Below are 11,841 nucleotides of genomic sequence, written 5' to 3'. Positions count from 1 at the left end.
CCCGCGCTCCGCGCGGGTGTTCCGCTCCCGCTCCGCGGGAGCGGAGGTGGGCCGCTGCGCGGCCCACCCAATCCCCCTGCTTCGCAGGGGGATTGACGCTCCGTCCGCTGCGCTCCCGGAGCTGCGGGACTGTGTCCCGCAGCCGGCCTTCCGCTGCGCTCCAGGCCGGCAAAGGCGGGTCCGCTGCGCTCCCCCGCCTCTGCGTGCCCTGCTGCCCGCCTTTAAGGCTGCACGAGTGCCCGCTGACGCGGACACAGTCAGCTGGAGAGAGGCCGGGGCGTTCATATTGCTCGGCGTCCAGGATCAGGGCTTCGATGCTGACGACAAGCCTTCCCAGGTTCTACGGTGCTTCCCCCTCAGCGTTGTCCGGTGGGGCTTCCCTCTCCTCTTACGAGTGCACAAGCTGGTCGTGGTCACTCGTATATGGCCTTCACGGTGACGCTGCTTCACCAGTGCTATCCACACCACGCCCCAGGAAGGCAGAGGACGGCGGGCAGGATCGCCACCTGGACGTGCATACCGGGGCGGGGCGCCCCGGTAGCCGGTTCAACGCCGTGCCCGCCGCCGCAACAGGCTTCGCGTACGTTGAGGAGCTTCTTGCGTTCCGTGTGCTTCATTTTGCAGTAGCGGATAGACTCTGGACTCGGGCAGCACCACTGGTATGGAGCTGATCGGGGCACGGTCAGCTCCAGCTGCAGGCCCGAGACTGCGACCCGGTGCCGGTTTCACCTCAGCCGCGCCCACAAAAACTACGTCCAGACCTCCCGTCCCCTACCCCAGCCGAAAACCCAGAAGACAACAGACGGACATGACGACCCCAAACCGAACCGATCAGCGCGAAGCGGCACAGCAAGAAGCCGTTGCCGCAGTGGTCCGTGCTCTACAACTACCTGCAAGATCGCTTACGCCTGAAAGAGGGCTCCGAACGCAGGTAATCATGGCAACCGGATCCGGGAAAACCCGCGTCGCCGCCCACAGCACGGAAAAACTCCACGCAGGCCGCGTACTGGTACTCGTCCCCTCACTCGACCTCCTCACCCAGACCGAAACCGCCTGGCGACAAGCCGGCCGCACCGGCCCGATGATCGGAATGTCCTCTCTGCGGGGCGAGGACGTTCACTTCCCGAGCACCACGGATGTGAAGGAGCTGGTCGACTGGGTACGGCCGTTCGACAAGGTCACCGTGTTCGCCACGTACGCCTCCCTCGGACTCGGCACGCTGGAGCGCGCGCACCGGGCCGGCCTACCCGGCTGGGACCTCATCGTCGTGGACGAGGCGCACCGGACGTCGGGCCGCATCGGGAAGCCGTGGGCGGTCGTCCACGACAACCAGCGGATCCCCGCGCTGCGCCGCCTCTACATGACCGCCACGCCGCGGCTGTGGCAGCTGGACGAGGACCAGGAGCAGCGGGGTGCGCCGGGTGAGCTGGTCGCGTCGATGGAGGACGATCCGGACGGGCCGTTCGGGGCGCGCTGCTTCACGCTGACGCTGTCCGAGGCGATCGACCGGGGGATCTGCGCGCCGTATCAGGTGGTGTGTGTGGACATCACCGACACGCAGCTCCAGGCGGCGCAGCTCCTGGGTGCCGAGGGGCGTTCGGACGAGGTCCGCGGGGCGCGGCTCGCCGCGTTGCAGACCGCTTTGCTCAAGGCGTCCTCGGAGGAAGGGTTCCGGCGCACGCTCGTCTTCCACCACGTGGTGAAGGAGGCCGAGGCGTTCGCGGCCGGTCTTCCGGAGGCTGCCGCCCGGCTGCACGCCGCCGAGCCCGGGCTGTATCCCAAGACGATCTGGGCCGACTGGCTGTGTGGTGATCACAAGCCGGGCCACCGGCGCCGTGTGCTGGGCGAGTTCGCGTCCGGACTCGCCGCGGACGGCACGGTCGTGGAGAAGGGCTTCCTCGGCTCGGTGAAAGTCCTCGGGGAAGGCGTCGACACCAAGAACTGCGACTCCGTGTTCTGGGCCGACGTCCGCGGCTCCATGCCCGACCTCGTCCAGGCCGTCGGCCGCGCGCTGCGCATGCAACCGGGTGAGGGCAAGGTCGCCTCCCTCGTCGTGCCCGTCCTGCTCGGGCCCGGCGAGACGGCGGACAACATGCTCACGTCCCGGGCCTACGGCGGACTGGCGAAGCTCCTGGAGGCGCTCAGGGCACACGACGCCAGGGTGGTGGAGCAACTCGCCGAACAGCAGGCCCAGAGCCGCGTCAGAGGCGTCCAGAGCCGCAGCGCAGACCAGGAGAACCACGGCGAGGGCAAAGGAAACGGGTCCGGGGGCCCGTCGGCACCCGCCCGGCAGCTGCTGAAGTTCTCCACGCCGCGCGACCCGGCGCAGCTGGCCGCGTTCATCACCCTGCGCGTCCTCAACCCCGAGCACAAGCACTGGCGGCGCGGCATCGAGGCCGCCGTCATCTACCACCGGCTCCACGGCGACCTGCGCGTGCCCTTCACCTACCGCGTGCCCGGCCGCGACGACCAGGCGGTGGAGGATGGCAGCGGGGGTGAGGGGTGGCCGGCCTCGCTCGCGAACTTCCCGCTGGGACAGTGGATCGCCGACGCCAGGCGGTTCCACGCCCGCGGTGACATGGACGCCGACCGTGTCACCCAGCTGGAGAAACTGGGCATGGTGTGGAGCCACTACGACGTCGCCTGGGAGGAAGGCCTCGCCGCCGCACGCGGATGGGCCAAGGAGAACGGGCACCTCCTCGCGCCGCTCGACGCCGTCTTCCAGGGCTACCGGGTGGGGATCTGGCTGAAAAACCAGCGGGCCGCCGCCCGCAAGGCACAGGAGGTCGACCAGCGGCGTGCCGAGGGCCTCCCGGTTCAGTCGTCGGCCGGGGCGCTGTCGGACGCGCGGCGCGAGCAGCTGGAGGACATCGACCCGTCATGGTGCCCTGCCTGGCCGGTGGAATGGCAGCGGCGCTTCCACCTCGTCCGCCAACACCTCGACGCCGGCCACCCACTGCCCACGACGCCCGGCGACGCCGTGCTCCAAGGCGAGGACCTCGGACGGTGGGTACGGGCGGTCCGGCTCGGCTGGGACAAACTCACCACCGTGCAGCAATGGCTGTGCGAACAGGTCCTCGGCATCGAACCCGCCCGCGACGACGAGAAACCGCCACCACGCCGAACACAGGCCGACAAATGGGCACTGAACTACAAGGCCGCCAAACAGTACTACGAACGCGAAGGACACCTCCGAGTACCCCGCAAACACATCGAGCGCCTTACCGTCCACGGCAGCAACGGCCAGGAGGAAAGGGAGCTCAAGCTCGGGGCGTGGGTCGGGAATCAGCGCTCCCGGGCGGCGACGCTGACACCGGAGCGGGTAGAACTGCTGTCCGCAATCGGCATGCGATGGACCTGATGGTGGGCGTCGCCGACACCACGGCCGCCGCGCTCAAGGCCGGCTATCTGCTCCGGCGACTCCGCCCATGGCAGCGGGCAGGCAACCGGACGTCCGACCAGGTCCGCTACACCAGAGGACAGGAACCGGGACCGGAACCGGAACCGGAACCGGAACCGGAACCGGAACCGGAACCGGGACCGGGCGTAAGGCCGTCGCCGTCCTGGACTGGATCAACCCCGTGCCGCACGCCAGCTGGCACATCCTGCGCTCCCCGGCCACCGAACCACGGGCGCCCATGCCCGCGCACGATCCGCACTGGGCCGCCAACCGCGTTCGAGGGCGGCGCGAGTAGACGCAAGGTCGCCAACTCCGCTACGGGCGATCGAGGCGCTGGCTACAGGTAGGAGGGCAAGGCCCGGGCCACGCGTCATGCCTTCGTCGTGCCTCGGGATCTTCCTCTCGGCCGGCTGCTGTCGGGTCCGGGCTTACCGCTCCAGAGGGTGAAGAAGCCGTGCCCGGCACGACGGGACGCAAGTACCCGAGGCCTGTCACTGTCCCGCCCGTCCCAGCCAACACACGCCGAAGCGCAGTACAGATGACCAGCCATCAGGCACGCGGGGGAACAACCCCCGCGCCGATCGCCGCTACGCTGAACACGCCACCCTGGGCCAGGGCCAAGACCCCACAGGGACGCTCTCAGGCAGAGAGCCACAGCAGGACCGCCGACCGCGCGGCGCGCAGCACCCCCACGCGGACGACACCGCAGCAGGTGTCCGCCAACCCTGATCTCTCTGCCCAGGAGGGCAATATCATGACCCGGGACAACGATCCCGCACGCACTGACCCCGTTCAGCCGTCTGCCCCGGCACACATTCCTCAGCAGTCGGCTCCCCGTACCGGTGCGGCGTGACCGAAGGCCCCCACCTTGTCCGACTCAGGACTCGACATGGCCCGCACGTTACCCGACCGATGCCCGTCGAAGCATCCTGCTTTCGCCGGCATCGGCCTGCGTCACCAACATCCTGTCCCGCAACGACTGGAGGTAGTGGTCCGGCTTTGAGCGATGGCGAGGCACTTTACCTGCTGTCTCGGTCGGTGTGTTGATGCCGTTGTGGTGCCGCCCGGCCGAGTCAGGTGGTCGCAGGGGTGGAGGGGAAACGGGCGGCCAGGGCGGTGGCGCCGCGGGCCAAGGGGGTGCACATGATCCCGGCGACGCTGGTGCTGCCTGCGATGTACGCGTCCAGGCGGCGCCAGGCCGGGGGCAGGCGGGTCAGGGCAGTGTGCACGAGGCCGGGATTGCGGGTGAAGAGGTGCATAAGGGTGCTGCTGGCGTGCATCTCGGGAGCGAGGACGTCGCTGATCTGCCGTCCGTAGGTGTCGGTGGCGGCGTCTGCTTCGGCCTCGTCGGCGGCGGAGACGATGCGTGCGCAGGCGCGGCCCGCGAGGTCGCCCGAGCGCAGGGCGTAGGAGATGCCTTCCCGGGACCAGTGGTCGAGGAGGGCCGCGGCGTCACCGGCGACCAGTACGCGTCCGCGGGACAACGGGGAGTCGGGGCGGCGGCAGCGGGTCAGGTGTCCGGTGTCGTTGAGGGGACGGACGCCGGCGAGCCCGTGGCGTGCGAGGAAAGAGTCCTTGTAGGCGCGTAGGGCGGCGGGGTTGCCGCGGGCGGCCACCACGCCGGCGGTGCAGACGTCGCCCTTGGGGAAGATCCAGCCGAAGGAGCCGGGCAGCGGTCCCCATTCCATCAGGAGGCGGCCTCGCCACAGGTCGGCCGTCCGCTGGTCCGCCGGCACCTCGGCCTCCAGTGCGAGGTCGACCTGTGCACACCGGACCCCGACATACCGTGCCACTCTGCTGGCGCTGCCGTCGGCGCCCACGACAGCCCGTGCGTGCAGCGTGTCTCCGCGGTTGGTCCTCACCGTGACGGTTGCGCCGTGCTGTTCCAGTCCGGTCAGGGCGGTGCTGTCCCGGACCTCCGAGCCGGCTCCAGCGGCGGCTTCGGTCAGTGCCGCGTCGAGTTCGCTGCGGTAGACCATGGCGATGGTCGGGGACGCGGAGGTCAGGGTGCGTTCCCTGCGGCCGTTGTGGGAGAAGGTGAACCGGCCGGCCGTGTCGTGCACCTGCAGGTTCAGGTCGGGGGGCAGGGCGGCGAGGGACGCGCCGATCAGGCCGCCGCCGCAGGTCTTGTAGCGGGGGATGGCGGCGCGTTCCAAGAGCAGTGTCCGGCAACCGTTCTCGGCGGCGACCCGGGCCGCGGTGGCGCCGGCCGGGCCGGCTCCGACGACGATCACGTCCCAGGTGCCCGTGGTGCGGGTGGGGGCGGAAGCGGGAGGAGGAGGCATGGAGCGGTCGCCTTCCGTGGTGCGGAACGGTGGATCGGACGGGGTCCGCCGTCGTGGACGGGTCTACGAGGTGTCGTTCTACGGCGTGACGGCTGCCTGCCCCCCGGTTCCTGCCCCGTCCGGTGACGGGCCGAGACCGAGGCGGGCCAGAAGATAGCGGGTCAGCGCGGATGCGGTCGGGTGCGTCCACATCACGGTGGTGGGGATGTCCAGACCGAGTTCGCGTTGCAGGCGGTTGCGCAGGACGATCGCCATCAGGGAATCCAGGCCGAGTGACACGAGGGATGTGTCGGCGTCGATCCGGTCGGTTCCCAGTCGTAGGACAGCGGCGAGGTGGTCGACGACCTTGGGCTGCAGGATGTCGTGACGTCGTTGCGCGCAGTCGGTCTCCCGCAGAGCCTCGATCAGGGCGCTGCGGGAATCGTCGGTGTCCACGCCGGCCGTCGAGGAGGCCAGTTCGGCAAAGAAGGCGGTGTGGGCGGTCTCGGGATACGACTCCAGCCACCGCGCCATGTCGAGGGGGGTGTAGGCGGTACGGTCGAGGTCGTGGGTGAGCAGGCGTTCCAGGGCGACGATGCCCTCCTCGGGCGTGATCATGGCGTAGCCGCGTTCGGCCATCCCGGCTCCGCGTCCGACTTCTGCCCAGGGCCCCCAGTTGACACTGGTGGCCGGCAGGCCTTGGGAGCGGCGCCAGGAGGTGAACTCGTCCAGCCAGGCGTTGGCCGCCGCGTAGGCGCCCTGTCCGGGGTTGCCGAGCAGGGATGCGGCGGAGGAGAAGGTGACCCACCAGTCCAGGGGGGTGCCCTCCAGTGCGTGGTGGAGCAGCCAGGCCCCGGTCGCCTTGGGGCGCCATGCCTTCTCCACCAGAGCGGGCGTGAGGTTGGCGAGGGTGGCGTCCTCCACGACGGCTGCGGCGTGGAGGACGCCACGCAGCGGATGCCCCGTGGCCAGGGCGGTGTGGACGAGGATGTCGGCGACACCCGGTTCGGCGAGGTCCGCGTTCACGACCTCGACCTGGGTGCCGAAGTCGGCCGTGATGTCGTCGAGGAGGTTCCGGATGGCAGGGTCGGGGGTGCTACGGGAGGTGAGCACAAGGGCGGCGGCGCCTCGTTCGGCCAGCCATCGGGCCACGAGGAGGCCGAGTCCGCCGAGCCCTCCGGTGATCAGGTAACTGGCGTCGCTTCGCACCACCGAGACGTCCTGCGGCCGTACGGGCAGGTGGTCGGCGCCGGTGGTGGGCCAGGTCAGGACGAGTTTGCCGGTGTGCCGGGCGGAGGCCATGGCATGGAACGCCGAGGGTGCCTCGGCAGCGGGGCGCGTGGTGACGGGCAATGGCGGCAGCGTGCCGTCCCCGAGCATGCGGGCCAGGTCGCGGTAGCCTTCGGCGATCAGTTGCGGATCCTGCCGCATCAGCATGAGCACGTCGACGCCGGCGAAGGTCACGTTGTTCCGGAAGGCCAGGAGCCCCAGGCGGGTGTTGGCGTAGATGTCCCGCTTGCCGAGTTCGATGAACCGGCCGCCGTGGGTGAGGAGTTCGAGTCCGGCGGATTGGGCGGGCCCGGTCAGCGAGTTGAGTACGACGTCGACGCCGTGGCCCCGGGTGAGCTCGCGGACCTGGTCGGCAAAGTCCAGGGTGCGCGAGTCCATGACGTGCTCGATGCCTAGGCCGCGCAGGAAGTCCCTTTTGGCCTCACTGCCCGCAGTGGCCCACACTTCGGCTCCGCAGGCCCGCGCGAGGTGCAGCGCGGCCAGGCCCGTGCCGCCGCTCGCCGAGTGAATGAGCACCTTCTCGCCCGGCCGGACCCGGGCGAGGTACCACAGGCAGTACCAGGCGGTCAGGTAGGCGCACGGCAGGGCGGCGGCGTCCTCGATGCCCGTCCCGTCGGGCACCGGCAGGACGCAGTCGGCGCGCACATGGGCGAAGGAGGCCATGAGGGCGGATTGGGTCTCGTCCACGAACATCGCGGCGACCCGGTCGCCCTTGCGCACGCCCCGGACGCCGGCGCCGACGGCGGTGACGACGCCGGCGCCGTCGAACGCACTGACGTCCGTCGGGTCTCCGTCGACGCCGAAGCGCTGATAGACGCCCATGGCCTGCAGCACGTTGATGAAGTTGACGCTGGTGGCGTCGATACGGACCTCGACCTCGCCGGGTTCCGGGCGCCGGCGAGGCTGGGCGGTGAACACGAAGGAGTCCAGGTCGCCGGGGCGTGCGAGCTGCAGGGCCACCCTGTCGCGCGCCCGGTCGACGGGGCGTCGCTGCTGGTCGCGCTCGTCGAGCGGGGTGTTGCGCAGCCGGGCCAGATGACGTCTTCCGTGCCGATGGGCGACTTCGTCCTGCTCGTCCGGGCAGGACAGCAGCTCCACCGCGACCTCGGCGGCCGATGTCCGTGGGTCGATGTCCAGAACGGCGGGGCGCAGTTCTGGGTGCTCGTAGCTCAGGACACGCACGAGTCCGCGCAGTCCGGCCTGTCCCAGGTCGGGCCTGTCCTCGGGGGTGACCTTCTGGGCGGTGGTGGTGACGGTCCACAGGCGGTGCGCTGCTCCGGTGTCCGCGGTGTTCGTCAGTGCGCGGGCGGCCTCGGTCAGGCGGGAGACCTGCCGCAGTGCCAGGCCGTCGGGGGTGGGGGAATCGATGCCGGGCTCGGGCAGGTACACGACTGCCTGGCGGACCGGCGCGCTCGTTCCGTGGGGCAGAGGCGCTGTGATGCCGTCCACGTCGGGTGTCAGGAGGTCTACCGTGGCTCCCCTCTGCTCCAGGGCACGGCCCAGCGCGGTCGCGAACGTCGTGCTCCCAGGTTCCGCCAGGAGGGTCCAGCCTCCGGTCGCGGCCTGGGGCGTTGGGTGCTCGCAGGGTTCCCAGACGGTGCGGAGCAGGCGGCGGTCAAAGCGTGCCTCGGCGCTCTCGGCGGGTACGGGATGAAACTCCACCCCGATGGCGTCGGCGGCCACGGTCCCGTCGTCGGACCACAGCCGGAAGTCCGCGGTGTAGCGGTCGTGGTCCGTCCCCGTCAGGGTGACCAGGCAGTAGCCGTGGAGCGGGACTTTGGTGTAAAGCCGTAGCGCCTTGATGTGCCGGGGCAGGATGCCTCCGGCGGGCACGGTGCCGGTGCGTAGGACGGCGCCTGCGACGGCCTGGAGGCAGCTGTCCAGGGCGATGGGATGGCTGTGGAGTGCCTGTGCGCCGGCCCGGCCTTCGTCCGGCACCCGGAGGCGGACCAGGAGGCGGGCTCCCGGCCGGTCCGCTGGAGCTTGGTCGGTGTGCAGGGATCGCAGGCCGCGGAAGGGCGTGTCGTGGTGCACGCCGCGTTCCTCCCGCATCTGCCGGTAGACGTCCGACGGATCCAGTGCTTGTGGGAACCGGTCCAGCAACTGCTGCGGGTCGCAGCCGCGCGGGGCGGTCTCCTGCGCCGGTATCAGTTGCAGCCGCGCCTGGGCGTGTCGGGTTGTGCTGCCTTCGGCGTCGGTGCTGACCACCCGCCAGCGGGCGGTGTCGGGGCCCGTCGTGTCGGCGGTGGCGGTGACCGCCACGCCGTCGGCGGCGGGCAGCAACAGCAGCCGTTCCAGTTCGACGCCGGTGAGGCGCAGGCGTCCGGGGCCGGCGCCGTACAGGTCGCCTGCGGCAGCGAGCGCCATCTCGCACAGGGCCGCGCCAGGCACCACGGCGACGTCGTCGACGCGGTGGGCGCCGAGCCAGGGCAGGGTGGTCGGGGTGAGGCGAGTCTGCCACAGGTGGCGGCCTACGCCGTCGGGGTCCACCGTGTGAGGGCCGGTGAGCGGATGTGCTGCGGGGGTGCCGGGGGCCGCTGCGGGGCGGCGGAGGGGTGAGGTGCCGACGACGTACCGCTTGCGTTCCCACGTCATCGGCGGCAGGTCGGCCAGGGCGCCCACGCTGTAGCGGGCGGCCCAGTCCAGGGGGTGCCCGGCGCAGTGCAGCGCCGCCACATGGGTGTGGAACGCCAGCTCGTCGTCGGTGTCGCGCAGCAGGGAGGGCACCACCGCGGTGGCGCCGGGCGCGTGTGCGGCGAGCGTCGCCTGCACCGGGTGGACCAGTGTGGGATGGGGGCCGATCTCGACGAACAGCCGGTGTCCGTCCTCAGCGGCGGCCCGCACCGCGTCCGCAAGGTGGACCACTCCGCGGAGGTTGTCCGACCAGTAGGCGGCGTCGAACGAGACTCGTTCACGTGGGTCCTCGGTGACCGTGCTGTAGAAGGTGGTCCTCGGCGTGCCGCCGGTGATCTCGGCCAGCGCGTCGGCCAGATCGGGCAGGACGGGGTCCATGTGGGCCGTGTGCGAGGCCACGTCGACCTCGATCAAGCGGATCCCCACGCCGTGTGCTTCCCACTCCGCGGCGAGGCGACGGACGCTGTCGGCGTCACCGCCGATCACGGTGTTCTCCGGCGCAGCGACGACCGCGACGGACACCGCGCACACCTCCTGCTCCGCGAGCAGCCTCTCGACCTCGGTCCGTCCGAGGGCCACCGACGCCATCAAGCCCCGTCCGGCGGTGCGCAGGATCAGTCGCGACCTGCGGCAGATGACCCGGACTGCGTCGCGGACCTCCAGCGCTCCCGCGGCCACCGCCGCGGCCACCTCTCCCATGGAGTAACCGATCACGGCGGCCGGTTTCACGCCGTGAGACCGCCACATCGCCGCCAGACCTAGCTGAACAGCGAAGATCACCGGCTGCACGCGGTCGAACCCGGTCACCACGTCGGGGCTGCGGAGGGTTTCCCGCAGCGAGAAGCCAGACTCCTCGGCGACCAGCGGCTCGAGTTCGTCGACCACCCGGGTGAACTCCGGGTCCCGGTCGAGCAGTCCACGGCACATTCCTGCCCACTGCGATCCGTGCCCGGAGAAGACCCACACCACCCCATGGGCGGTTTCCGACACCGCCCTGCCGGTGGCCACGCCCACGGCCGAGGGTGCACCGGAGGCCAGTTCCTTCAGCCGCGCCAGCAGTTCCGGCCGGCCGGAGGCAACGACGGCGGCCCGCTCCCGTGCGGGTGAGCGGCGGGTGGTCAAGGTGTGTGCCACATCGTTCAGTGGGATGTGTGCGCCTTCTCCGGCGGCATGGTGCTTCTCGAGGGGGCGACGCTCTCCGGAAGCACGGTGGCCTTCCGCCGCGCGGCCTTCTCAGGCAGCAGGGTCGCCTTCGGCGGCACGACGTTCTCCGGCGGGCTGGTGGCCTTCGACCACGCCACGTTCTCCGGTAGCACGATCACCTTCGTGCCAACGCGGGCTGGCAGCAGGGTGCTCCACAACGGCGGGACCTTCGCTGGCGGCAGCGTGGTCTTCGACGGCTCGACCTTCTCCGGCGGCACCGTGTCCTCCAGTGAAGCAACGGGCCCAGCACCCAGTGGACTCCTCACCCCCGCCGGCGGCGTGACGATGGGGCCCGGGCCACGACGATGCCTGCACCGACGCGGAGCGACCACGCAGGGCTCAGCCACCGCGCCGCAGCAGCTGCCCCCGCTCAGCCACGGGCGGGCGGTGCGGTCGCCTATCGCTGCGGTACCGCGGACGGCGGGGGTACGGCGGCCAGCCCGGTGTGGCCGGCCTACCCGGCGGCCGGGGCCCAGGCGGCCACTCCTCCCCCTCCTACCTCTGCATCGGTCGTCCTGCCCTCCCATTGGACCTCCTAACGCACGATGTACCGGTCACCGCTGGCCAACGCTGACAACGACCGCAACCACGGCCGCCAGCGCCGCAAGGTCGGTGAGCCCGGCCACCACAGGGTCGCTGAGCGCAGGGCGGCAGTACAGGCCAGCGACGGCGTGGGCGCCGACGAGCACGAGTAGCAGGATGACCAGCAAGGCGAGCGTGGACATAAGTCCCCCTCAGGATCAGGCACGCGGAGTCCGCGTGCGGCTTGGTCGGCGGAGAGTGCAGACTCTCCGGCCCTTACGTCTCGGACCGACGTCCCGGACAGGGCGGCATCAGGTTCGCTGTTGCAGGGGCTAGGCCTGCAACCCTCCTCTGACCTGCACATCTTCAGAGAATGTGAAACAGATCATCGTGCGGGTGGCGCGGGACGTCAGCAGCCGCCGAGGGGGTGCAGACCTCCCCGTCTCTCAGGGTGATTCGTGGGGGAAGATGAGCGCATGACCAGCCGTCCCCTGCTGAGCCAGCGTTAGGCCGCCGCCGCGTGCGGTG

5 protein-coding genes are annotated in these 11,841 nt (G+C 70.7%); 1 reads left to right on the top strand and 4 read right to left on the bottom strand.

Annotation, left to right across the window (positions count from 1 at the left end; genetic code table 11):
• Positions 1–808 precede the first annotated feature (808 nt).
• Positions 809–3,361, top strand: a complete 2,553-nt coding sequence (locus ABZ836_RS24480; protein WP_361145426.1) for a Helicase associated domain protein — start codon at positions 809–811, stop codon at positions 3,359–3,361.
• Between the two features lie 1,112 nt (positions 3,362–4,473).
• On the opposite strand, the gene ABZ836_RS24475 is transcribed toward ABZ836_RS24480, so the two are convergent.
• The 4 genes from ABZ836_RS24475 to ABZ836_RS24460 all read right to left on the bottom strand — a co-directional run bounded on the left by ABZ836_RS24475 (position 4,474) and on the right by ABZ836_RS24460 (position 11,516).
• Positions 4,474–5,685, bottom strand: coding sequence for a geranylgeranyl reductase family protein (locus tag ABZ836_RS24475; RefSeq protein WP_361145423.1), 1,212 nt, complete (start codon positions 5,683–5,685; stop codon positions 4,474–4,476).
• 78 nt (positions 5,686–5,763) lie between these two features.
• Positions 5,764–10,722 carry an SDR family NAD(P)-dependent oxidoreductase gene (locus ABZ836_RS24470; RefSeq protein WP_361145420.1) on the bottom strand — a complete coding sequence of 1,653 codons (4,959 nt, stop codon included), beginning with the start codon at positions 10,720–10,722 and terminating at the stop codon, positions 5,764–5,766.
• Between the two features lie 5 nt (positions 10,723–10,727).
• Positions 10,728–11,009 carry a hypothetical protein gene (locus ABZ836_RS24465; protein ID WP_356133544.1) on the bottom strand — a complete coding sequence of 94 codons (282 nt, stop codon included), beginning with the start codon at positions 11,007–11,009 and terminating at the stop codon, positions 10,728–10,730.
• 336 nt (positions 11,010–11,345) lie between these two features.
• On the bottom strand, positions 11,346–11,516 hold the full coding sequence (locus ABZ836_RS24460) for a hypothetical protein (RefSeq protein ID WP_356133542.1): 171 nt from the start codon (positions 11,514–11,516) through the stop codon (positions 11,346–11,348).
• Between the last annotated feature and the right edge of the window lie 325 nt (positions 11,517–11,841).

The sequence above is a fragment of the Streptomyces sp. NPDC047130 genome, from assembly GCF_040643475.1.
Lineage (GTDB): Bacteria > Actinomycetota > Actinomycetes > Streptomycetales > Streptomycetaceae > Streptomyces.
Note: the sequence above shows the minus strand (reverse complement) of the source record. Positions and strands in the feature narration are given on the sequence as shown.